This window comes from Olsenella sp. Marseille-P4559 (assembly GCF_900605015.1).
Taxonomy (GTDB): Bacteria; Actinomycetota; Coriobacteriia; order Coriobacteriales; family Atopobiaceae; genus Tractidigestivibacter.
This window is the reverse complement of sequence record NZ_LR027574.1, coordinates 543,666-565,312: the sequence shown is the minus strand read 5'-3', so window position 1 is coordinate 565,312 and position 21,647 is coordinate 543,666. Positions and strand designations below refer to the sequence as shown.

The following is a 21,647-nucleotide window of genomic DNA, read 5'->3' as shown; positions in this document are numbered from 1 at the left end:
CTTGCGCCAAGCCCGAGAGGACCTCTTCAGACTCATTGAGCCCCTGCTGCCCCTGGTCGAGAAGCCCTCGCGCTACTTAGATCACGAGTGGGGTGCCATCGAGGACCAACCCGGTCCCTTCCACGCCTGCCTTATCTACCCTGACGCCTATGAGGTTGGCCAGCCAAACCTCGGCATCGCCATCCTCTACGATGCCCTCAATGCGGCGGAGGGCATCTCCTGCGAGAGGTGCTACCTCCCGTGGCATGACATGGCAGACCTTATGCGCGAGCGACGCGTACCGCTGCTGGCGCTTGAGTCTGCGGCGCCGGTGGCCTCCTTCGACCTTGTGGGCTTTACGCTGGCCCACGAGCTGGTTGTCACAAACATCGTCGAGACGCTTGACCTTGCAGGCATTCCGGTTCGCGCAGACGAGCGCACCGAGGATGACGCAATCGTCATCGCAGGCGGGCCCTCCGTGTGGAATGCGGAACCCCTCGCCCCCATGTTCGATGCCATCCTTCTCGGAGACGGCGAGGATGCCATCGTCGAGATGGCCGCATGCGTGCGAGACGGTCGTGCCGCCGGGTCTTCTCGCGAAGGCATCCTCCTGGCGCTCTCGCAGATCCAGGGCGTCTACGTCCCCGCCCTATACGACATAGTTATTGACGAGACGTCAACCAGGTGGGGCTATGCGGTTCCCAAGCCTGGTACCGACGCACCTGCGGTTGTCGTCAAGCGCTGCGTGGCGGACCTTTCGTCTATGCCGGCCTGCGCCGAGCGCATCGTTCCCTATATGGGCATCGTTCAGGACCGTCTTGCCATCGAGGTGCTGCGCGGGTGTGCCCGCGGGTGCCGTTTCTGCCAGGCAGGCATGACCTATCGTCCCGTGCGCGAGAGGCCCATGGAGCAAGTTGTGGAAGCAGGCAGGCACGGCCTTGCCGAGACGGGCTATGACGAGCTCTCGCTCACGTCGCTCTCGACCACAGACCACTCCCAGTGCGCCCCCATGCTGCACGAGCTTGACCGGCAGCTCTCGGGCCGGGGCATTAGGGTCTCCATCCCCTCGCAGCGTCTGGACTCCTTTGGGGTGGAGATGGCAAACGCGGTCTCCGGCTCCAGGCGAGGTGGCCTCACGTTCGCGCCCGAGGCGGGCACGCAGCGCCTCCGCGACGTGATCAACAAGAACGTGACCGAGGGGGACCTCGAGCGAGCTGCGACCAACGCCTTCGAGAACGGCTGGCGTCGCGTCAAGCTCTACTTCATGATGGGTCTCCCCACCGAGACGGACGAAGACATCCTCGCCATTCCCGCCGCCGTGCACCGCGTGCTCGAGATTGGGCATCGGGTTGTAGGGCGCGGCAAGAAGAGCAAGGTGCAGGTGTCGGCGTCTGTCGCGGTATTTGTGCCCAAGGCCTACACGCCCTTCCAGTGGGCGGGGCAGCTCGAAGTGGCCGAGGTGGAGCGTCGCGCACGGCTTCTTCTGGGGGCAAACACCGACCACGACGCGAAGATCTCCTACCACGACCCTAGAACCTCACTTGTCGAGGGGGCTCTCTCGAAGATGGGGCGCGCCGGCTTCGACCTTGTGATGGCCGCCTGGCGCCACGGCTGCCGCTTTGATGCGTGGACGAGCGAATTCCACTACGAGAACTGGGAGGCCGCCGCGGCCGATCTGGGCTACGACCTGCCTTCCATTGCCTCGGAGGGATTTCCTCTCGACGCGCGGCTCCCATGGGACCACACCTCTCCCGGCGTCTCGAAGGGCTTCCTGCAGCGCGAGTGGCGCCGCGCCGCCCAGGGCGTTACCACGCCGGACTGCACCCGCGAATCCTGCGTCGGCTGTGGCGTGTGCCCAACGCTTGGCGTCGGCAACGTCGTGTGGGGCAAGCGCGCATGATCAACACCGCCGCCATCACCAACAGCAGGCTCAACCAGCACCGCCTCCGCGTGAGGTATCGCAAGGACGGTCGCCTGGCACATCTCGGCCACCTCGAGGTCATCAACACCATCAACAGGAGCGTTAGGCGCTCGCAGCTGCCCTTTGCGGTGGGGAATGGCTTTGCGCGTCGCATGCGCCTGCAGTTCTCGCAGGCGCTCCCCGTGGGTGCGGCCTCGATGGGGGAGTATTTCGACCTCTTCCTCACTGAGGGGCTCGATCCCGAGGAGGTATTGGAGGAGCTTGCCGCATCGAGCCCCAGTCTTTTGGCGCCCATTGCCTCGGCGTACGTTCCCTATGGGCTGCCTGCCCTTGAGGTGTGGCTCACGCGATCTCTGTGGAGCGTCACTGTGATTGACGAGACAAGCACCGATGCGCTGGCATGGGGCATCGGTGCCGTGCGAGCAAGGGGGAGCTTCACCTATCTGCGCGGCGAGAAGGAGAAGCGCGTGGACCTCACGCGCACGCTCGTCTCGGTCGAGGCCCGTCCAAGCTCGAACGGCTTTCTCTTGGATTGTCGCTCCACTGAGGAGGGGTCGCTTAGGCCTGCCATTCTCATCTCCGAGGCAGCACGGGAGGCTGGGTTCTCCATGCCCGCCATCTCGGTTTGCAGGCTTGGGCAGTGGCACGAGGCCGAAGATGGGAGTCTTGTGGAGCCAATGTAGCGGCTTTTGCCAAGGGCAGCAAGCAGGCTAGACTTGCTAAGGTTGTGCGGAAAAGCGCCAGGCCATGGTTCCCGATTCGGTTTCCCTTGCGGCACCGCAGGTCAAGGCAATCTTTCGTTGACGGTTTCCCGCGCGGCTAGTAAGATAGCTTACTGTTGCACTCACGCCAGCAATGAAGGGTTACACACATGTACGCAATCGTAGCAACTGGTGGCAAGCAGTATAAGGTCGCCAAGGGCGACGTCCTCGACGTCGAGAAGCTCGACGCGCAGCCTGGCGATTCGGTCCAGCTCGACGTTCTCCTTCTGAACGACGGCGAGAAGACCATCGCTGACCCTGCCGCCCTCGAGGACAAGAAGGTCACCGCCGAGGTCGTCGACCAGCACAAGGGCGAGAAGCTCCTCGTCTTCAAGTTCAAGAAGCGCAAGCGCTACCACCGCACCAAGGGTCACCGTCAGAACCTCACCAAGCTGAGGATCTCCGAACTCCCAACCGCGTAGCCTCAACCACTCCGTCCACTTCAGTTAGGCAGGTAGCACTTATGGCACACAAGAAAGGCCTCGGCTCGTCCCGCAACGGCCGTGACTCCCACGCGCAGCGCCTTGGCGTGAAGATCTACGGCGGTCAGGCCATCAAGACCGGTCAGATTATCGTTCGGCAGCGCGGCACCCACATCACCCCCGGCAACAACGTTGGCCGTGGCAAGGATGACACCCTCTTCGCTCTCGCCGATGGCGTCGTGCAGTTCAAGAAGGGCAGGAAGCACGTCGTCAACGTCGTCACCGAATAGCGGCGCATACTATAGGGCTATAGGGCAGACTGGGCCCCGCTTCGGCGGGGCCTGTTTTATATGGGCACCTCTCACACGTCCCCCTGCGAGTTGCCGTACTATCGGGAGTGGCTTAGGAGGAAAAGCATGGTCACATTCACAGACCTGTGTCACATAAACGTAAAAGGCGGCGACGGCGGTGCCGGCTGCATGTCGTTCCGCCGCGAGGCGCACGTTCCCAAGGGCGGGCCCGACGGCGGTGACGGAGGGCATGGCGGAGACGTCATCGTCGAGGCGGACCCACAGCTTTCGTCTCTCATCGACTATCGCTACAAGCACCACTTCAAGGCCGAGAGGGGCATCCACGGCCAGGGCAAGCGCATGCATGGCAAAGACGGTGCCGACCTCATCCTGCACGTCCCCTTGGGCACGGTTGTGCGTGAGCTTGATCCCTTCACGCAAAAGCCGGTCTACCAAATTGCCGATCTTACGCGTCCGGGCGAGCATGTGGTCGTGGCGCCAGGTGGCATGGGTGGCCTTGGCAACACCCATTTCGTGACGCCGGTGCGCCGTGCGCCTGCGTTTGCCGAAAAGGGCGAGCCCGCTCAGGAGCACTGGATCGAGCTCGAGATGAAGCTCATGGCCGACGCAGCCCTTGTGGGCATGCCTTCGGTGGGGAAGAGCTCGATCATCGCTCGCATCTCAGCCGCTCGGCCCAAGATTGCCGAGTACCCCTTCACCACGCTTGTCCCTAACCTTGGCGTAGCCCGTGCCCGTGACGGACGCTCATTTGTCTGCGCCGACGTTCCTGGCCTTATCGAGGGTGCATCAGGGGGCAAGGGACTCGGTCACGAGTTCCTGCGCCATATCGAACGCACGGCCCTCATCCTGCATGTCGTTGACGTGACGGGAGGCTTTGAGGGGCGAGGGGCCGTTGACGACTACCACACCATCAACGCCGAGCTTGCCGCCTACGCGTCCGAGCTTGCGGAGCGCCCGCAGATCGTGATCGCCAACAAGTGCGACATGCCGGGTACCGAGGATGCCGCGTGCGCCCTTCGCGAGGCTGCCGTGGCCGATGGGCACCCCTTCTATGCAATCTCTGCGGTAACCGGTGAGGGCATCGATGCCATGGTGAGCGCAACTGCGGATGCCGTGGCAAAGCTCCGTACCGAGATGCCTGCGCCCACGGGCGAGGCTGTCGAGGCGTCTGCACGATGGGAGCGCCGCCGCCAGAAGAGAGACCGCACCATCTCCATTACTCGCGAGGGCCCGAATGCCTGGCGCGTGAGCGGCGCGGCCATCGAGCGCATGGCCATCCAGACCGATTGGGACAACGATGAGGCCGTGGCGTACCTGCAGCATCGCTTTGACCGGTCTGGCCTTGATGACCGCCTTGGGAAAGCCGGCTGCAGGCCCGGAGACGAGGTGCGCATCCTCGATCTTGCCTTCACGTATGAGGGCGAGTCCGCCGAGGATGACTTTGCCGAGCTTGTCGAGGGCGAGCCCGACGTGCGTGATGACGGGGGTGACGACTGATGTCGCAGGCCCCCTCGCTCGTAGTCGCTAAGGTCGGCTCGTCCACCCTTGTGGATGAGACGGGTGCTCTCGACCGCGGCTTCATCCGCTCACTCTGCGACCAGGTGGTCGAGCTTGCCCGCGAGGGGACGCAGGTCGTCCTTGTCTCCTCAGGCGCCGCAGCGGCAGGACGAGAGGAGCTCGGCCTGGCCGAGAGGCCCACAGACACCGTGACGCTGCAGGCGTGCGCAGCTGCTGGGCAGGCAAAGCTCACCGAGGCCTACGCAGACGTTCTCGCCGAGCGCGGCATCCCCTGCGGCCAGGTTCTTCTCACGAGGCGTGACGTTGTCGACCGAGAAGCCTACCTCAACGCGCGCAACACCCTCATGCGCCTCGTCGAGCTTGGCGCCATGCCCGTGGTCAACGAGAACGATACCGTCTCCGTTGCCGAGTTCGCCTTTGGTGACAACGACATGCTCGGTGCCATCGTGGCCGGCCTTGTCTCGGCTGACCTCTATGTGGTCCTGTCGGACGTCGGCGGCCTTTATACCGCAAACCCGCAGACAGACTCCACGGCCAAGCTCGTCGAGCGCGTGTGCGAGGTAGACGGGCGCGTCTCGTCAATGGCCGGAGGCGCGGGCACCAGCTATGGCACGGGTGGCATGGCCTCCAAGGTGCGTGCTGGTCGTGCCATGCTCGCAGCCGGCATCCCCATGGTCATCTGCCGCGGGAGAAACGACAGGGCCCTTCTCGACGCCGTTCACGGCACGGGGGTGGGTACGCGTTTTGAGGCTGGCACCAAGGAGGCGTCGCACGAACTCGGGCGCAAGCTTTGGATAGGCCTTGCCGAGGTCGTGCGCGGCACCCTCGTTCTTGACGACGGGGCGGCTCGGGCTGTTACAGAGCGAGGCGCCTCCGTCCTTCCCGTTGGCGTCTTCGAGACCCGTGGTGCGTATGTCGCGGGCGACGTGGTGGACGTGTGCGACCTCTCGGGAACGCTCCTCGGCCGGGGTGCCGTGCGTTACTCCTCCGAGGACATGTCGCGCGTGAGGGGCCTCAAGCTCGATGTCATTGCCCGCTTCCTGGGTCCGGAGGCCGCGCAGCCCGCAGTGCATCGCGACGAGCTGCTCGTCTTCTAGCATTTGCCGCATGCGATGACCGGCCCCGTGCTGGTACGATATCGATAACTGCCATGGCTCGGAAGGGAGCTACCCAATGTCAGAGGCTCGAACAAAGGCGGAGCTCGCAAGAGAGGCCTCGCACACGCTTGGGCAAGCCTCCGCCGCCAAGAGGTCCGCTGCCATTCGTGCTGCGGCGCGGCTCATCCGCGAACGAAACGATGCTATCGCCTCGGCCAACGCCAGGGATATGGAGCGCTCCCGCAAGGCAGGCATGCCTGCCCCCCTGCTTGACAGGCTCCTGCTGGACGCCGACCGACTTGAGGCCATCTCGTCTTCCCTCGAGGAGATGTCGCGTCAGGAGGACCCCCTGGGTCGTGTGAGCTGGGGGCGCACGCTCGACTCGGGTGTGCGTGTTGAGCGCATATCGGTTCCCATGGGCGTGGTCGCCATGATCTACGAGGCAAGGCCCAACGTCACGGCCGATGCCTTTGGGCTATGCGTTCGCACGGGCAACGCCTGCGTCCTTAAGGGCGGCGCTGCAGCTCGCGAGTCCTGCATGGCACTTGCTGCCTGCTGTCGTGACGCCCTTGTAGATGCGGGGCTTCCTGCCGACGCCATCCAGTACGTCGAAGATGATGCCGAGCACACCCAGACCTCGGAGCTTGTCCACGCCACGGGACTCGTAGACGTCCTCATCCCGCGCGGTGGCGCCTCACTCATCCGCTACTGCGTGGAGAACGCCACGGTTCCCGTAATCGAGACGGGCATCGGCAACTGCCACATCTACCTTCACGGCGAAGCCAACGCTGAGAAGGCCGTAGGCATTGTTGTCAACGCCAAGTGCTCAAGGCCTGGCGTCTGCAACGCTGCCGAGTCGCTTCTCGTCGATGCCTGCGCCGCCGAGAGGCTGCTGCCGCCTGTCCTTGTGGCGCTTGACGAGCGTGGCGTGGAGCTTGTGGGCGATGCTCTTGCGTGCAAGATCGCCGCTGGCTGCGAGGTTCCCATGGGCAAGGCGGCCGAGGACGACTGGGGTAGGGAGTACCTCGACCTCAAGATGAGCGTCAAGTGCGTCCAGGACGTGGCCGAGGCCATCGCCCACATCAACCGCTACGGCACCGGCCACTCCGAGGCCATTGTGAGCGACTCCTACGATGCCTGCGAGGCGTTTCTCGCAGGCGTTGACGCTGCGGTGGTCTATGCTAACGCGTCCACGCGCTTCACGGACGGGGGCGTCTTTGGTCTGGGTGGCGAGATTGGCATCTCCACCCAGAAGCTGCATGCCCGTGGCCCCATGGGTGCCTCGGCTCTCACCACCACCAAGTACGTCGTGCGAGGGGATGGTCAGGTACGATGAGCGTCGACGTGGGAACCCTGAGGGAGCGCGACCTTCCGGTGCTCGGAACAGACGATGGCCGCATCTATCGCCTGGGTATCATGGGCGGCACCTTTGACCCCATCCACAACGGGCACCTTGTGGCGGCCGAGCAGGCCTTCGACGATCTTGCGCTTGACCTGGTGGTCTTCATGCCTGCGGGAAAGCCTGCCTTCAAGCAGGACCGCAGCGTGAGCTCGGGCGAGGACCGCTATGCCATGACGCTTCTTGCAACGGCCGACAATCCGCACTTCGTTGCCTCGCGCTTCGAGATCGATCGTGAGGGCGTCACCTACACGGCGGACACCCTGCGTCTCCTTCGCGAGTTTTACCCGGAAAACGTCGAGTTCTACTTCATCACCGGAGCGGATGCCATCACCGAGATAGTCAGGTGGCGTGACACTGCCGACATCGCCCGCCTCGCGCATCTGGTTGCGGCGACGCGGCCGGGCTATGACCTCGACCGTGCCTGGGATGCCATCGACGCCTCGGGCCTGAGCTTTGACGTGACGTACCTCTCCGTTCCCGCCCTGGCCATCTCCTCAAGCCACCTGCGCGACCGCGTCAGGGCGGGTCAGAGCCTTCGCTACCTCACGCCAGATCCCGTGACGGGATACCTCCACAAACGCGGCCTCTATGGGACCGCAACCAACCGCTACGGCCACACCTCGGAGGTGGTTGCGTGACGGGGTACGAAGAGGTCGTACACCATCGTGAGCCTGACTACAGCGAGGCCCAGCGGTCTCTCATCGCTCGTCTGGAGGCCGATCTTGCAATCCAGCTCGAACGCAAGAAGCATCGCCTTGCGCACTCGCTCTCGGTTGCGTCATGTGCCGAGGGGCTGGCTTTGGCCTATGGGGCCGATCCGTTCGAGGCCAGGCTGGCAGGGACTCTCCATGACTGGGATAAGGCCCTTACGTCCGAGCAGGTCCTTGCTCGTGCCCGCGAGCTCGGCGTCGACATGGGCGTCGACCCTGTCCTGGTTGTGCCCCTGCTCCACGGCATTGTTGCGGCCCGGGACCTGCCCGTGCGCTACCCCGAAGTCCCTTCCGAGGTCTGGCATGCCATCGAGGTCCACACGACCGCCGCTCCGGAGATGAGCCCGCTCGACATGGTGCTCTTTGTGGCGGATGGCATTGAGCCCCTAAGACAAAAGAGCCCTGGAATCGAGGAGACGCGCGCACTTGTGGGCAAGGTGGCTCTTCCGGACCTCTTCTGGGATTCTTTTGTTGGCGGCATTATCTACGTGCTCAAAGGCTCACGGTACCTCTGGCCGGGTACCATCGATACATACAACAAGCTCGCCGCCGCCAGGGCTGGCAGTGGCGCTTAACGGGAGAGAGACATGTCGGTAACACCGTATGAAATTGCACGCGTCGCCAGCATGGCGGCAGACTCCAAGAAGGCACAGGACATCGTTGTTCTCGATCTTACGGCCAAGACGGACGTCTGCGACTATTTTGTGATCTGCTCTGCCACGAGCAACCCCCAGTCTGACGCCATTGTCGACGAGATTCGCGAGAAGGTTCGCACCAATTGCGGCGCCATGGCAGTCTCGACTGAGGGGCGCGAGGGCAGGAACTGGGTTCTCATCGACTTTGGCAGCGTCGTTGTGCACGTCTTCAAGCCCGAGACCCGTGACTTCTATCGCCTGGAGAAGCTCTGGGGAGATGCCCCCGAGGTCGAAATGGATTTTGGAGATGCCGCAGACAACACGGGCGAGGCAGCAGAGGCCGCTGAGTAGGACGGCCTGTCTCACGCTCAGTCGTCGTTTTTCCCCATGGGGGCCGTACCCGTGGTGCGATCCTTGAAGCGCAGGTCTCGCCCATAGCTCACCGCGTCATCGCCAAAGCGGTCGCGTAGGGCGTCTGTGAGCTGCGAGAGGGCTGCGTGGTCGTGGGCATGGCCGTCTTCTTCGGCTGCAGCCTCGTCGAAGAGCCCCATCTGCTGCCCGTGGGCCCCAGAGAAGTCAGAGATTCCCACGCCCACGAGGCGCACGGGCGTACCCTCCTGCCAGAGCCCCTCCAGAAGTCTTACGGCGACGGGGCCAAAGACGTGCTCGTCATTGGTTGGCGAGGAGAGCTGCCGCTGTGTTGTGCGCACGTGGAGGTCGGCGTAGCGGAGCTTGAGCGTGACCGTCCCGCCTGTGAGCCCACGCCTTCGCAGGCGCCTTCCCGTCATCGACGAGATGTGGAGTATGGCCGCACGCACCTCGTCCCCCGTCGTGAGGTCGTGGTCGAAGGTCCGCTCGTTCGAGACGGACTTGGCCTCCTCGGGCTTAGCACGTTCGGCCACAACGCTCCGCTCGAGCCCGGCTGCCCTTACTGCCATACGAGGACCCATGACGCCAAATGTGCGCTCGAGCTTAACCGGGCTCGCCTTCGCAAGGTCGCCAAGCACCTGGATTCCCATGGCCGCCAGGCGTTTTTCGGTGGCTGGGCCAACGCCGCTCATGGTGCTTACGGGCAGTGGGGCGAGAAACGCTTCTTCCGTACCAGGAAAGACCACGGTAAGCCCGCGTGGCTTGTCCCTATCGGAAGCAATTTTTGCGACCGTCTTGTTGATGCCAAGGCCAATGGAGCAGCTCACGCCAAGAACGGAAACGCGTGCCTGGATGCGGCGGCAAATCTCGAGGGGGCTCTCGCGCGAGAAGCGCCCTGGCGTCACGTCGAAGAATGCCTCATCGATGGAGACCTGCTCGACGCGTGGGGTCTCGGCGGAGAGGATGCCCATCACGGCCGCGCTCACCTCGCGATAGCGCGTGAAGTTGCCGTGCGTCCAGATGGCGTTGGGGCAGAGCCTTCTAGCCTGGGCTGATGGCATGGCCGAGTGGACGCCATAGCGTCTCGCCTCGTAGGATGCCGTGGAGACCACGCCGCGGTGGTCTGCCGAGCCGCCAACTATCACAGGCAGCCCTCGCCACTCCGGATGGTCGAGCTGCTCGACCGAGGCAAAGAAGGCATCGAGGTCCATGAGGCCTATGGCCGGACCGTCCCACTCGAGAATGTCATGTGAATGCTCGTCCATGCCCCGATTATAGGGTGACCGTGAACGTGGTGCCCTTCTCAACGGTGCTTGTGGCCTTGATGGAGCCGCCGTGAGCGTCAATGATTCCCTTGCAGATGGCAAGCCCCAGCCCAAAGCCGCCGGTCTCCTCGCGGCTGCGCGCCTTGTCCGAGCGATAGAAGCGGTCGAAGATGTGCTCGTGGTCATCGGGGCCCATCGGGGCGCTCGCGTTGTTTACCGTAAGCACCGCGTGCTTGTCGGCCTTCCTGAGCTGCACATTGACGACAGTGCCTTTGATGGCGTACTTGGTCGCATTGTCGATGAGGGTGCGCACGGCACGTGCGAGCTGCGTACGGTCTCCCTGCAGATAGATGTTGGGCTCGATGTCCTTCTCGATGGAGCTGCCGCGCTCATACGCCACGGCATCGAACTCGATGGCGCACTCGTCCACGACCTCCGAGAAGTCGATATTCTCGAGAGCCAGGACGCGCTTTGCCCCGTCTGCCTGGGCCTCGTCGGTGCGCGCAAGCGTGAGCAGGTCCTCGACAAGCGCCTTCATGTGGGTCGCTTCGTCATTGGTGCTCTCGACCCATGTCCTTGTGTCTGGCGGCATGCGTGGGTCGTCGAGCAATATCTGCGTGTTTGCAAGGATTACCGCCAAGGGCGTCTTGAGCTCGTGCGACGCGTCCGAGACAAAGCGTCGCTGAGATTCCCACGACTTCTGGATTGGCTTTAAGATCCACGCCGAGAGCACCCAGACAATGAGGAAGAGCACGACCATGGAGACGAGGACAATGACGACGTCGGTCATGGTCTGCCTGGCGAGCGAGGATTCCACATACTGCGTGTCAACGATCGAGATGCGCCATCCCGTACTGTTTTGGGCGCGCATCCACGAGAGGCGAAGCTGGGGGTTGTGGCCAGAGTCCTCGCTCGACGAAAGCACCTCGGAGATGATTTGCGTGAGGATGTCGGGGTCGATGTAGTAGGAACTCTTGGCGATTATCGTGCCGTCGGTTGAGACGTCGGCGGAGAGCGTGAGCAAGTTGGTCCCATGCGAGTCCTTGTCGCCATCGGGCTCCCCAAAATGCGGCGTAAAGTCAAGGTCGCCCGTGAGTCCGCGGGTGAGCGCTGTGTTGACCATGTTTGTCTGGTTGATGTAGCCGCTCACCAGCGTGGAACCGAGCGCAACCACAAGCACCAGGCCTACGAGCGCCATGGTGATGACCACGAACTCCCTGCGAAGCTTCTGAAGCATCCCTAGCATCCCCCTAACCGCCCGGCAGGCCCCGTCGCTAGTCCTCGAAGAGCTCCAGCCTGTAGCCAAGCATCCTGAGCGTGGTGATCTGGACCTTGGAGCCAACGTGGTTGAGCTTCTTGCGCAGGAAGGAGACGTAGGCCTCAACGGAGTTCTCCGAGGCCTCCGCATCGGCACCCCAGACCCTCGTGAGGAGGTCCTGCTTCGAAATGACGCGCGAGGAGGCGCTCATGAGCATGCGCATGAGCTCGAACTCCTTACCCGAGAGGTGGATCCTCTTGTCTCCGCAAGAGAGGTCGTGCGTCGTGAGGTCCAGCGTGAGGTCGGCAAACTTGATCTCGTCAATCATGACCTCGCCCTTACGGCGAGTGACTGCCCTCAGGCGGGCGAGGAGCTCCTGGGCCTCGAAGGGCTTCGTCATGTAGTCATCGGCACCGGCATCAAGGCCCTCGACCTTGTCCTCGGTGGAGTTGAGTGCCGTAAGCATGAGGACTGGCGTCGAGATGTCTGCACGACGGAGCTCGTGCACCACGTCGTAGCCGTTCATGCCAGGCAGCATCACATCAAGGATGATTGCGTCATAAAGGCCGCTCTTTGCGCTTGACAGGCCAGACGTGCCATCGTAGACAGCCTCGGCGTTGTAGCCCGCATCGGAGAGGATACGGACAATGGCGTCGGCGAGGTTTCGCTCATCTTCGACAACGAGAACGTTCATGGGGTCCTCCTTCACTTGTGCCTTGCCTGCATAATCGTACGTTGTGAGACTTAAATCCCGCTTAAATTCAAAGCTGATACAGCTCGTTGACCCTTGGTTCACAAAATCTGCAACTTGCGCACATGCCACGTGGGCGTAGAATGTCTTGTTGCTATGTGGCTATGCGGTGCAGCCATGACACCACACCAGGGCACCGCTCGTATGGAGGAGTTTTCATTGGCAGTTAAGATTCGTCTGGCCCGTCACGGTGCCAAGAAGCGCCCGTACTATCGCATCGTCGTTGCGGACAGCCGCATGCCTCGCGATGGCCGTTACATCGAGCAGGTGGGTCGCTACAACCCCCTGACCAACCCCAAGACCATCGAGATCGACCTCGAGAAGGTCGACGCCTGGATCACCAAGGGTGCTCAGCCAACCAACTCCGTCTCTCACCTCATCGACGTTGTCCGCAACGGTCAGCCCGTCGTCGAGAAGAAGACCAAGATCTCCAAGAAGGCCGCTGCCAAGGCTGCCATGGCAGCCGAGGAGGCTGCTGAGGCCGCTGCCGAGTAGGGGCGTTCCACAATGGATGACACCATGAACGACGAGGTCAACGAGGAGCAGGAGATTCCCTCTGACAAGGTCGCCGACCTCGTCGAGTACATCGTCTGCGGTCTCGTTGACAATGAGGGCGCCGTGTCACTTGACGTGACCGACGGCGACGAGGGTGCGCTCATCGAGGTCACCTGCGCCGAGGCGGATGCCGGCAGGGTCATCGGCCGTAAGGGCCGTACCATCAAAGCCATCCGTACCCTCGCGCGTGCCCTGGGGCAGCGCGTGGGGACTTCTGTCGAGGTCGAGGTCGTAGGCTAGGCAACCTTGCGGGATCGCTACAGAGTCATAGCCCGTGTAGAGAAGTCGCACGGAAGAGGGGGGGAGGTCGTGACGGTTGCCGTTCACGGCCTTCCCCCTCTTGTTCGCGAGGGCCTCGAGGTCTTCGTGGTGCCGCCCCGCCTTAAGGGCCCTAGGTCGCATGTGGTCGCAAGTGTGAGCGACGGGCCTCGTGGCCAGCTCGTCTCGCTCTCTGGGGTGGGCGGCATCGAGGGGGCCGATGCCCTGCGCGGACGCTACCTCCTGGCTCGAGAGTGCGACCTTCCTGACGACGTGGCGCTTCATGACGCCGAGGCGCTCCTTGGGCGTGAGGTGGAAGACGAGAGACTCGGCTTCCTCGGAACCATCGGCGAGGTCATGGTTGGCCCAGCCAACGACGTCTGGGTTATCGAGGGTCCCTTTGGCGAGGTCCTCGTACCCGTCGTGGACGAGGTGGTCTCCGAGGTTCCCGACAATGGCCCCATTGCGGTGCGCACCCCCTCCGGCCTCGTCGATGGGGGCGGGGACCAGTGATCATCGAGACCCTCTCCGTTTTTCCAGGAGTCTTCTCGCCCTATCTCGATGCGTCGATCATGGGGCGGGCACAGGCGAGGGGCATCTTCTCGTTTACCGCGCATGACCTTCGCGACTGGACGCATGACCGCCATCGAACGGTGGACGACGCTCCCTTTGGGGGAGGGCAGGGCATGCTCATGAAGCCCGCGCCCATCTTCGAGGCGGTGCAGGGCCTCTCCTCGCGTGGGGAGTGTGCCCCGCACGTCGTGTTCTTCTCGCCCTGTGGTACGCGCTTTGACGAGGCGACAGCCGCCCGCCTGGCCAAAGAGGAGCGACTCCTCTTTGTATGCGGCCGCTACGAGGGTATGGACGAGCGGGCCTATAGCCTGGCAGACGATGTGCTCTCGCTTGGGGACTATGTCCTTACGGGCGGGGAGCTCCCCGCCCTCGTGGCCATCGACGCCATCGTGAGGCTTCTCCCCGGGGCTCTCGGTGATGAGATGAGCGCGCAGGACGAGTCCTTCTCTGGTGGGCTTCTCGAATATGCGCAGTATACGAGGCCCGCGGACTACGATGGCCTGCGTGTGCCGGAGGTCCTGCTTTCCGGCGACCACGGCGCCGTGGACGCATGGCGCAGGAGAAGCGCCATTGAGCGCACCGCTCGATGGCGTCCCGACCTGCTCGATGGCGCGGGGCTCTCGGATGAGGAGTGGGAGCTCGCCCGTCGCGTGATGGGGGAGGGCCAGGCTCCGCACGAGCCTGGCGATGATGGTTCTGCAACAGGAGGCGAATAGCGTGGCCAAGGGTCCCACCAAAGAGAGGCACGGAGGCCTTCTCGATATCGTCGTGACCATACTCGTGGCACTTGGTGTGGCGCTTCTCCTGCGCACCTTTGTCGTGGAGGTCTACGAGGTGCCCTCGGGCTCGATGCTCGAGACCATCCAGGAGGGCGACCTGCTCCTTGGCGAGAAGGTCTCTCTCAACTGGGAGTCGCCCAGGGCGGGCGACATCGTGACCTTCGAGAGCCCCCGTGAGCCCGGTACCACCCTGGTGAAGCGCGTCATTGCCGTGGCGGGGCAGACCGTCGACCTGCGTGACGGCAACGTCTATGTAGACGGCACCCAGCTCGACGAGTCCTCCTATACGCTTGGCAAGCCCAGCTACTCACTCTCGGACCAGGCTGGCTCTGCGGGCATTGCCTACCCCTACACGGTCCCGGATGGCTGCGTCTGGGTCATGGGTGACAATCGCACCAACTCGCTCGACTCGCGCTACTTTGGCGCGGTGAGGGTGAGTGCCGTGACATCGAAGATACTCTGCATCTATTGACCGATCTCAGACGCGAAGGCGCTGTAGCGTCTGCGTCGCGACCCCCGTCAGGAGGAAGGACAGATATGAGCGAAAGCCCGCTGACGTTCCAAGACACGATTCTCGCCCTTGAGCATTACTGGGCCGACAAGGGCTGTACCGTTATGCAGCCATACGACTCAGAGGTGGGCGCGGGAACATTCCACACGGCTACGCTTCTGCGCTCGCTCGGTCCTGCTGCCTGGCGGACCTGCTATCCGCAGCCGTGCCGCCGCCCCGCTGACGGCCGCTATGGCGAGAACCCCAACCGCCTGCAGCACTATTATCAGTTCCAGGTGCTCCTCAAGCCCTCGCCAATCGACTCCCAAGACCTCTACCTTGGCTCTCTTGCCGCCATTGGCCTTGACCCTGCCGAGCACGATGTGCGCTTTGTCGAGGACGACTGGGAGAGCCCGACGCTGGGTGCCTGGGGCCTTGGCTGGGAGGTGTGGATGGATGGCATGGAGGTCACACAGTTCACCTACTTCCAGCAGGTCGGTGGCATCGAGGTTGACCCGGTGCCGGCAGAGATCACCTACGGTCTCGAGCGCATTGCCATGTATGCGCAGGGTGTGAACTCCGTCTATGACATCACGTGGAGCTACCTGCCCGACGGCACCCCCATGACCTACGGAGACGTCTTCTACGAGAACGAGCGCGAGTTCTCTTCCTACAACTTTGAGGTGGCGAACGTTGACCTCATGCGCGAGAAGTTCGACGAGTACGAGGCCGAATGCCACTCCTGCCTGGACGCCCACCTGCCGCTTCCCGCCTACGACTGCGTGATGAAGTGCAGCCATGCGTTTAACCTGCTTGACTCCCGCGGGGCAATCTCCGCCACGGAGCGTGCCAACTACATCCTGCGCGTCCGCACCGTTGCCAAGGAATGCTGCGAGGCCTACCTCACCGAGGTCGCTGGCGAGAAGAGCGCGCCCGCCAAGAAGGGGGAGGTGGCCTAGATGGCCGAGACGAGGGACTTCCTGCTCGAGATAGGCTGCGAGGAGATGCCGTCCGCCCCGCTGAGCCACGCCGTGGTGCAGCTTGGTGACCTGATGCGCAAGGGTCTTGACGAGGCGGGCCTTGCGCACGGCAACGTGGAGACCCACCAGTCTCCGCGTAGGCTCGTAGCGCGCGTCCACGACGTCGCCCCTGCTACCGACGAGCTCAATGAGGTCAGGCGTGGCCCGGCGGCAAGCATCGCGTTTGACGCTACCGGTGCACCCACCAAGGCCGCCCAGGGCTTTGCCCGCAAGTTTGGCGTTGACGCATCCGGGCTCGCACGTCGCGTGGACACCGACGGCCGGGAGTACGTCTTTGCCGAGAAGCACGTGGATGCCCGACCTGCCGCGCCCATCCTCTCGGCCCTCTCTGAGCGGGTCATCGGCTCAATCGAGTGGCCCAACTACAGAAGCCAGCGCTGGGGCTCCGAGCACCAGACCTTTGTGCGTCCCATCCGGTGGATCTGCGCCCTTCTCGGCAACGAGGTCGTCCCCGTAAGCTATGCCGACGTCACAAGCTCCGGCACCACATGCGGGCACCGTGTGCTGGGGCCAGGGGACCACAGGGTAGAAAGTCCCGCGGTCTACGCCGATGTACTGCGCGAGAATGGCGTGCTGCTCGAGGGCGAGCGCCGCGCGGCCATCCTCGAGGGCGTCCGGCAGGTCGAGGCAGAGCGCCCTGGCTCCCACGTTGACACGCCCAAGCGCACGCTCGATGAGGTCGTGAACCTCTGCGAGTGGCCGACGGTCCTTGTCGGCACCTTCGACGAGGAGTTCCTCAAGGTCCCGCACGAGATCATCTGCGAGTCCATGCTTTCGAACCAGCGCTACTTCCCCGTCTACGACGGCGAGGGCAACCTCACGCGCGAGTTCGTGGTTGTCTCCAACGCCGACCCCAAGGTCTCAGCGACCGTGGTCGACGGCAACGAACGTGTTGTCCGCGCCCGCCTCGACGATGCCAAGTTCTTCTACGAGGAGGACCTGAAGGTGCCCATGGACGAGTTCGTGGAGCGCCTTGACACCGTCGTCTTCCAGGAGAGGCTCGGCACCGTGCGCCAGAAGGTCTCCCGCATGGAGGTCCTTGCCTCTGCGGTGGCACAGTCCGCCGGCGCAGACGAGAAGGCCTGCGGGCTCGCAAGGCGCGCCGCGCATCTCGCCAAGGCAGACCTCGTGAGCCAGGCCGTGGTCGAGTTCACCAACCAGCAGGGCGTTATGGGCGGCTACTATGCAAAGGCCGCAGGCGAGCCCCAGGAGGTCTGTGACGCCATCCGCGAGCACTATCGCCCTCGCTTTGCCGGCGACGAGCTTCCCTCTGGCCTTGCAGGCAAGTGCGTGGCCATTGCCGATAAGCTCGACACCGCCTGCGGCATCTTTGCCATCGACGAGCCGCCCACGGGCTCCTCCGATCCCTTCGCCGTGCGCCGCGCTGCCATCGGTGTGATTGCCATGCTGCGCACGCTTCCTGCCGTCCACCTGCGTCCTCTCATCAACCTTGCGCTCTCGTCTTACGCCGAACAGGGCATTGCCTTCGATGCGGATGCCGTAGCCGCGGCCGTGGCCTCCTTCTTCCAGGGTCGCCTTGCTGCCATCGCCAAGGATGAGGGGGTCGCACCCGACGCCATCGAGGCCGTGAGTGCCATTGGCGTCATCGACCCCAACGAGTTCGTTCGCCGCGCGGCAGCCCTTGACCACGCCCGCTCCGAGAGCCCCGAGCTCTTCGAAGACCTCGCCACGGCCTATGCCCGCGCCGCCCACCTCGCCGACGCCGCGCTTGGCACCGAGGTTGACGAGCACCTTCTGGGAAACGCCGAGAAGGCGCTTCTCGCTGCCTGTGAGGAGGGCGAGAAGGCCGTCTCCTCTGCCCTTGGGTCTGGCGACTTTGCTGGTGCCTGCGAGGCGCTGGCGGGTCTGCGCGCACCCATCGACCGCTTCTTCACCGACGTCCTCGTGATGGATTCCGACCCGTCCGTGAGGGACAATAGGCTTCGCCTTCTTAACCGTTTCGCTGGAGTCTTTGGTGACGTCGCCGATATTGGCGCGCTTTCGAAGCGAAAGTAGTGCAAGAGCGGTTACACTTGCTGCAACGTCCCCACACGATTGCGTCATTTGGGAGGATCGATTATGAGGAAACTTGATCTGGACGACGATGTCTTCAGCCACGTTGTCCCCGCCATCTACGTGCTCTCTGACGCACGTGGCGAGACTGCAAAGGCCGTTGTGGAAGCCGCAGCCGCACAGTTTGGCGATGGCTCCGTCGATATTATCCGCGTGTCGGGCGTCGAGAGCGTCGAGCAGGTCCGAGACTACTTCGACAAGAACTTCGACCCCGACAGGCCCAGCGCCGTCTTCCACACCTTTGCAAACGGCCAGCTTCGCCGCGAGATTCGCCGCGAGCTCGACAGGAGGGGCATTCCCTCCATCGACCTTCTGGGGCCTGCCGTCACGGTCATCTCGACACTTACGGGCGAGGAGCCGAGCCACGCGATTGGTGCCACGTACTCTGGGCGTCCCGCAGAGAACGAGTAGCGTTAGCCAATCAGGGTGCACTCCGTTCAGGGGGCTGGACTAACGTCTGGCCCCATTTCCCATCCGTTCACCGGCTTATTTTCCCGTCCACCAGTTGATACTTGAATTTGGCGTCGGTTGGAAATTGGTCTGTTTAAAATTGAGCGTTACGGTAGCCCGAACCTGGGCATCCGATGTGAGTGCGCGCCACGAGGCGTGTCTGGTTGTACGAACAGGGGAGTGAAATGTCTGAGAAGCACGTGTACCGCTTCGGAAAGGACGAGAACGGCAACAACGTGACCGAAGTTGCCGGCGCTACCGTCGACGAGGCGAAGTGGATCACCGGCGGCAAGGGCGCCAACCTGGCGGAGATGGCCAACATCGGCCTTCCCGTTCCTCCGGGGTTCTCCATTACCTGCCAGACCTGCGTCGCCTATTCTTCGGCCGGCAACGTCTGGCCCGACGGCGTCCTTGACGAGATTGACGCCTACCGCAAGGACCTCGAGAAGCGCATGGGCAAGAGGCTCGGTGACAAGGACGACCCGCTGCTCGTCTCCGTTCGCTCCGGTGCGCCCTTCTCCATGCCCGGCATGATGGACACGGTCCTCAACCTCGGCCTCAACGACGACTCCGTCCAGGGCCTCATCAAGAAGACCGGCAACCCCCGCTTTGGCTACGACTCCTATCGCCGCTTCGTCCAGATGTTCTCGGGCGTTGTCATGGGCGTCGATGGCCAGCTCTTCGAGGATGCCATCAACGCCAAGAAGGCCGAGCGCGGCGTGAAGCTCGACACCGAGCTCGATGCTGACGACCTCAAGGACCTCGTCGTCACGTTCAAGCAGATCTTCTCCGATAACGTCGACCCCGTGAAGTACCCCGAGGTCGTCGTTGACGGCAAGCCCGTGTTCCCGCACGACCCGTACCTCCAGCTGCGTCTTGCTGAGCAGGCCGTCTTTGGATCTTGGAACACCCCGCGCGCCATCCTCTACCGCAAGCAGAACAAGATCCCCGATGACCTCGGCACCGCAGTCAACGTCCAGTGCATGGTCTTCGGCAACATGGGCGACACCTCGGCTACCGGCGTCGCGTTCACCCGCAACCCCGCCGACGGCACCAACGAGCGCTATGGCGACTTCCTGGTGAACGCACAGGGCGAGGACGTCGTTGCCGGCATCCGCAACACCGAGCCCATCTCCGACCTTCCCAAGACCCCTGGTCTCGAGGAGGCTGGCAAGGAGCTCTATCACGTCTTCGAGATCCTCGAGGATCACTACGCCGACATGATGGACCTCGAGTTCACCATCCAGGAGGGCAAGCTCTGGATGCTCCAGACCCGCGTCGGCAAGCGCACGGCGCTCTCCGCGCTCAAGGTCGCCATCCAGATGTACGAGGAGGGTCGCATCTCCCGCGAGACCGCCGTCATGCGCGTCGCTCCGGAGCAGCTCGACCAGCTCCTGCACCCGCAGTTCGACCCCAAGGCCAAGTACGAGGTCCTCGCCAAGGGCCTGAACGCCTCCCCTGGTGCCGCCACCGGTGCCGTCGTCTTCTCCTCTGCCGACGCGGAGGCCTTCAGGGAGGCCGGCAAGCCCTCCATCCTCGTGCGCTGGGAGACCACGCCCGATGACCTCAAGGGCATGGTCGCTGCTGAGGGCATCCTCACGTCCCACGGCGGCAAGACGTCCCACGCGGCCGTCATCGCCCGTGGCATGGGCGCCCCCTGCGTCTGCGGCGTCGAGGCCCTCCACATCGACGCACCCAACAAGGAGTGCAAGGTCGCAGGTACCGACGTCGTCCTCCACGAGGGTGACATCATCTCCATCGACGGCACCACGGGTGACGTCATCCTGGGCGAGGTGCCCCTGGTCCGCCCCGAGCTCGGCGGAGACCTCGAGACCATCCTCGACTGGGCAGACGAGGTCCGCAAGGATTCTTCGTGTGGCCGCGTGATCGGCGTCCGCGCAAACGCCGACAACCCCGCCGACGCCCAGCTCTCCGCCGACAACGGCGCCGAGGGCATCGGTCTCGACCGTACCGAGCACATGTTCCTTGGCGAGCGCAAGCAGCTCATCCAGAACTTCATCCTCGCTGAGTCCGACGACGTCAAGCAGGATTCCCTCAAGAAGCTCGGCGAGGCCCAGAAGGGCGACTTCCTCGGCATGCTCAAGGCCATGGACGGCAAGACCGTCATCGTGCGCCTGCTCGATCCGCCCCTGCACGAGTTCCTCGACAGCCCGCGTGACCTCGAGGTCGAGATTGCCAAGGAGGAGTGCACCGGCAAGGACTGCACCGAGAAGCGCGCCCTTCTCGCCAAGCTCGACTCCTTCCAGGAGGCCAACCCCATGCTCGGCCTCCGCGGCTGCCGCCTGGGCATCGTGTACCCCGAGCTCAACGTCATGCAGGTCCGCGCCATCGCGGGCGCTGCTGCCGAGCTCAAGAAGGAGGGCTTCGACCCCAAGCCCGAGATCATGATCCCGCTCGTCGCCTTCGAGACCGAGATTGAGCTCGTCCGCGCCGGCGTCGAGAAGACCCTGAAGGAGGTCGAGGAGGAGACGGGCGTCAAGCTCGAGATCCCCATCGGCACCATGATTGAGCTCCCTCGCGCTGCCATCACTGCCGACGAGATCGGCAAGCACGCCGACTTCTTCTCCTTCGGCACCAACGACCTCACCCAGACCTGCCTCGGGTTCTCCCGTGACGACGTCGAGTCTGCGTTCATGCCGCTCTATCTCGAGAAGAAGATCGTCAAGCGCAACCCGTTCGCGACCGTCGACCCCGGCGTTGCCAAGCTCGTCCAGATGGGCGTCGAGGGTGGCCACAAGGCCAACCCCGACATCGTCTGCGGCGTCTGCGGCGAGACCGGTGGCGATCCCGAGTCCATCCAGGTCTACTACGACCTCGGCCTCGACTACGTGTCCTGCTCGCCGTATCGCGTGCCCATCGCACGCCTTGCGGCTGCACAGGCAAAGATCAACTCCAACGGCGGCCCTGCCAAGGTTGCCTAGTCGGCGGATGCTGATGCGCGTCTAGCTCAATGGGGGGAGAGGCCTGGCGCCTCTCCCCCCATTTTTTTGACAGGGGTTTGTCCCATAA

22 protein-coding genes are annotated in these 21,647 nt (G+C 63.6%); 19 read left to right on the top strand and 3 right to left on the bottom strand.

The annotated features are described in order from the left end of the window. Position 1 precedes the first annotated feature (1 nt). The 10 genes from E0E00_RS08775 (at position 2) to rsfS (ending at position 9,107) form a co-directional block, all read left to right on the top strand. Positions 2 to 1,879, top strand: coding sequence for a TIGR03960 family B12-binding radical SAM protein (locus E0E00_RS08775; protein WP_130812152.1), 1,878 nt, complete (start codon positions 2 to 4; stop codon positions 1,877 to 1,879). Continuing rightward, positions 1,876 to 2,583: a TIGR03936 family radical SAM-associated protein gene (locus E0E00_RS08770; RefSeq protein WP_130812151.1), complete on the top strand. Its 708-nt coding sequence runs from the start codon at positions 1,876 to 1,878 to the stop codon at positions 2,581 to 2,583. The genes E0E00_RS08775 and E0E00_RS08770 overlap by 4 nt, the downstream gene beginning before the upstream one ends. A gap of 188 nt (positions 2,584 to 2,771) precedes the next feature. Continuing rightward, the gene (rplU, locus tag E0E00_RS08765) at positions 2,772 to 3,083 is read left to right on the top strand and encodes a 50S ribosomal protein L21 (RefSeq protein WP_130812150.1); all 312 of its coding nucleotides are present in this window, start codon (positions 2,772 to 2,774) and stop codon (positions 3,081 to 3,083) included. Between the two features lie 41 nt (positions 3,084 to 3,124). Continuing rightward, positions 3,125 to 3,373 carry a 50S ribosomal protein L27 gene (gene rpmA, locus E0E00_RS08760; protein WP_130812149.1) on the top strand — a complete coding sequence of 83 codons (249 nt, stop codon included), beginning with the start codon at positions 3,125 to 3,127 and terminating at the stop codon, positions 3,371 to 3,373. A 126-nt stretch (positions 3,374 to 3,499) separates the two neighbouring features. Beyond that, a complete protein-coding gene (gene obgE / locus E0E00_RS08755) occupies positions 3,500 to 4,891 on the top strand; it encodes a GTPase ObgE (protein WP_130812148.1) in 1,392 nt (463 codons plus the stop codon). Continuing rightward, the gene (gene proB / locus E0E00_RS08750) at positions 4,891 to 6,009 is read left to right on the top strand and encodes a glutamate 5-kinase (protein ID WP_130812147.1); all 1,119 of its coding nucleotides are present in this window, start codon (positions 4,891 to 4,893) and stop codon (positions 6,007 to 6,009) included. The genes obgE and proB overlap by 1 nt, the downstream gene beginning before the upstream one ends. A 76-nt stretch (positions 6,010 to 6,085) precedes the next feature. Next, positions 6,086 to 7,345, top strand: coding sequence for a glutamate-5-semialdehyde dehydrogenase (locus E0E00_RS08745; RefSeq protein WP_130812146.1), 1,260 nt, complete (start codon positions 6,086 to 6,088; stop codon positions 7,343 to 7,345). After that, on the top strand, positions 7,342 to 8,049 hold the full coding sequence (gene nadD, locus E0E00_RS08740) for a nicotinate-nucleotide adenylyltransferase (RefSeq protein WP_130812145.1): 708 nt from the start codon (positions 7,342 to 7,344) through the stop codon (positions 8,047 to 8,049). The genes E0E00_RS08745 and nadD overlap by 4 nt, the downstream gene beginning before the upstream one ends. Next, positions 8,046 to 8,696 carry a bis(5'-nucleosyl)-tetraphosphatase (symmetrical) YqeK gene (yqeK, locus tag E0E00_RS08735; protein ID WP_130812144.1) on the top strand — a complete coding sequence of 217 codons (651 nt, stop codon included), beginning with the start codon at positions 8,046 to 8,048 and terminating at the stop codon, positions 8,694 to 8,696. Before nadD ends, yqeK begins: the two co-directional genes overlap by 4 nt. Positions 8,697 to 8,708: 12 nt before the next feature. Further along, positions 8,709 to 9,107: a ribosome silencing factor gene (gene rsfS / locus E0E00_RS08730; protein WP_130812143.1), complete on the top strand. Its 399-nt coding sequence runs from the start codon at positions 8,709 to 8,711 to the stop codon at positions 9,105 to 9,107. Positions 9,108 to 9,124: 17 nt separating this feature from the next. Here rsfS and dinB read toward each other — a convergent pair whose 3' ends face one another. The 3 genes from dinB to E0E00_RS08715 are packed head-to-tail and all read right to left on the bottom strand — an operon-like array spanning position 9,125 to position 12,342. Further along, entirely contained in the window at positions 9,125 to 10,390 is a 1,266-nt protein-coding gene (gene dinB, locus E0E00_RS08725; RefSeq protein ID WP_130812142.1) for a DNA polymerase IV, read from the bottom strand. A 7-nt stretch (positions 10,391 to 10,397) separates the two neighbouring features. Further along, entirely contained in the window at positions 10,398 to 11,627 is a 1,230-nt protein-coding gene (locus E0E00_RS08720; protein ID WP_165443629.1) for a cell wall metabolism sensor histidine kinase WalK, read from the bottom strand. Positions 11,628 to 11,664: 37 nt separating this feature from the next. After that, on the bottom strand, positions 11,665 to 12,342 hold the full coding sequence (locus E0E00_RS08715) for a response regulator transcription factor (RefSeq protein ID WP_130812140.1): 678 nt from the start codon (positions 12,340 to 12,342) through the stop codon (positions 11,665 to 11,667). A gap of 216 nt (positions 12,343 to 12,558) precedes the next feature. Here E0E00_RS08715 and rpsP point away from each other — a divergent pair, with 216 nt between their 5' ends. From rpsP to ppdK, 9 genes are all read left to right on the top strand, one after another. Then, a complete protein-coding gene (gene rpsP / locus E0E00_RS08710; RefSeq protein ID WP_130812139.1) occupies positions 12,559 to 12,894 on the top strand; it encodes a 30S ribosomal protein S16 in 336 nt (111 codons plus the stop codon). Positions 12,895 to 12,906: 12 nt separating this feature from the next. Next, positions 12,907 to 13,194 carry a KH domain-containing protein gene (locus E0E00_RS08705; RefSeq protein WP_242622206.1) on the top strand — a complete coding sequence of 96 codons (288 nt, stop codon included), beginning with the start codon at positions 12,907 to 12,909 and terminating at the stop codon, positions 13,192 to 13,194. Positions 13,195 to 13,263: 69 nt separating this feature from the next. Beyond that, a complete protein-coding gene (locus E0E00_RS08700) occupies positions 13,264 to 13,725 on the top strand; it encodes a 16S rRNA processing protein RimM (RefSeq protein ID WP_242622205.1) in 462 nt (153 codons plus the stop codon). After that, the gene (gene trmD / locus E0E00_RS08695; RefSeq protein WP_130812137.1) at positions 13,722 to 14,501 is read left to right on the top strand and encodes a tRNA (guanosine(37)-N1)-methyltransferase TrmD; all 780 of its coding nucleotides are present in this window, start codon (positions 13,722 to 13,724) and stop codon (positions 14,499 to 14,501) included. Before E0E00_RS08700 ends, trmD begins: the two co-directional genes overlap by 4 nt. 1 nt (position 14,502) lies before the next feature. Next, entirely contained in the window at positions 14,503 to 15,036 is a 534-nt protein-coding gene (gene lepB, locus E0E00_RS08690; protein ID WP_242622204.1) for a signal peptidase I, read from the top strand. Positions 15,037 to 15,101: 65 nt separating this feature from the next. Beyond that, positions 15,102 to 16,013, top strand: coding sequence for a glycine--tRNA ligase subunit alpha (locus E0E00_RS08685; protein WP_130812136.1), 912 nt, complete (start codon positions 15,102 to 15,104; stop codon positions 16,011 to 16,013). Beyond that, entirely contained in the window at positions 16,014 to 18,110 is a 2,097-nt protein-coding gene (gene glyS / locus E0E00_RS08680; protein ID WP_130812135.1) for a glycine--tRNA ligase subunit beta, read from the top strand. Positions 18,111 to 18,173: 63 nt separating this feature from the next. Beyond that, the gene (locus tag E0E00_RS08675) at positions 18,174 to 18,578 is read left to right on the top strand and encodes a kinase/pyrophosphorylase (protein WP_130812134.1); all 405 of its coding nucleotides are present in this window, start codon (positions 18,174 to 18,176) and stop codon (positions 18,576 to 18,578) included. A gap of 224 nt (positions 18,579 to 18,802) precedes the next feature. Further along, positions 18,803 to 21,559, top strand: a complete 2,757-nt coding sequence (gene ppdK / locus E0E00_RS08670; RefSeq protein ID WP_130812133.1) for a pyruvate, phosphate dikinase — start codon at positions 18,803 to 18,805, stop codon at positions 21,557 to 21,559. The last annotated feature ends 88 nt before the right edge of the window (positions 21,560 to 21,647 follow it).

What these genes read in the sequence shown, in the direction of transcription:
- E0E00_RS08770 (WP_130812151.1), top strand. Translation starts at nt 1,876, where the DNA reads ATGATCAACACCGCCGCCATCACCAACAGCAGGCTCAACCAGCACCGC.
- rplU (WP_130812150.1), top strand. Translation starts at nt 2,772, where the DNA reads ATGTACGCAATCGTAGCAACTGGTGGCAAGCAGTATAAGGTCGCCAAG.
- rpmA (WP_130812149.1), top strand. Translation starts at nt 3,125, where the DNA reads ATGGCACACAAGAAAGGCCTCGGCTCGTCCCGCAACGGCCGTGACTCC.
- obgE (WP_130812148.1), top strand. Translation starts at nt 3,500, where the DNA reads ATGGTCACATTCACAGACCTGTGTCACATAAACGTAAAAGGCGGCGAC.
- proB (WP_130812147.1), top strand. Translation starts at nt 4,891, where the DNA reads ATGTCGCAGGCCCCCTCGCTCGTAGTCGCTAAGGTCGGCTCGTCCACC.
- E0E00_RS08745 (WP_130812146.1), top strand. Translation starts at nt 6,086, where the DNA reads ATGTCAGAGGCTCGAACAAAGGCGGAGCTCGCAAGAGAGGCCTCGCAC.
- nadD (WP_130812145.1), top strand. Translation starts at nt 7,342, where the DNA reads ATGAGCGTCGACGTGGGAACCCTGAGGGAGCGCGACCTTCCGGTGCTC.
- rsfS (WP_130812143.1), top strand. Translation starts at nt 8,709, where the DNA reads ATGTCGGTAACACCGTATGAAATTGCACGCGTCGCCAGCATGGCGGCA.
- dinB (WP_130812142.1), bottom strand. Translation starts at nt 10,390, where the DNA reads ATGGACGAGCATTCACATGACATTCTCGAGTGGGACGGTCCGGCCATA.
- E0E00_RS08720 (WP_165443629.1), bottom strand. Translation starts at nt 11,627, where the DNA reads ATGCTTCAGAAGCTTCGCAGGGAGTTCGTGGTCATCACCATGGCGCTC.
- E0E00_RS08715 (WP_130812140.1), bottom strand. Translation starts at nt 12,342, where the DNA reads ATGAACGTTCTCGTTGTCGAAGATGAGCGAAACCTCGCCGACGCCATT.
- E0E00_RS08705 (WP_242622206.1), top strand. Translation starts at nt 12,907, where the DNA reads ATGGATGACACCATGAACGACGAGGTCAACGAGGAGCAGGAGATTCCC.
- E0E00_RS08685 (WP_130812136.1), top strand. Translation starts at nt 15,102, where the DNA reads ATGAGCGAAAGCCCGCTGACGTTCCAAGACACGATTCTCGCCCTTGAG.
- glyS (WP_130812135.1), top strand. Translation starts at nt 16,014, where the DNA reads ATGGCCGAGACGAGGGACTTCCTGCTCGAGATAGGCTGCGAGGAGATG.
- E0E00_RS08675 (WP_130812134.1), top strand. Translation starts at nt 18,174, where the DNA reads ATGAGGAAACTTGATCTGGACGACGATGTCTTCAGCCACGTTGTCCCC.
- ppdK (WP_130812133.1), top strand. Translation starts at nt 18,803, where the DNA reads ATGTCTGAGAAGCACGTGTACCGCTTCGGAAAGGACGAGAACGGCAAC.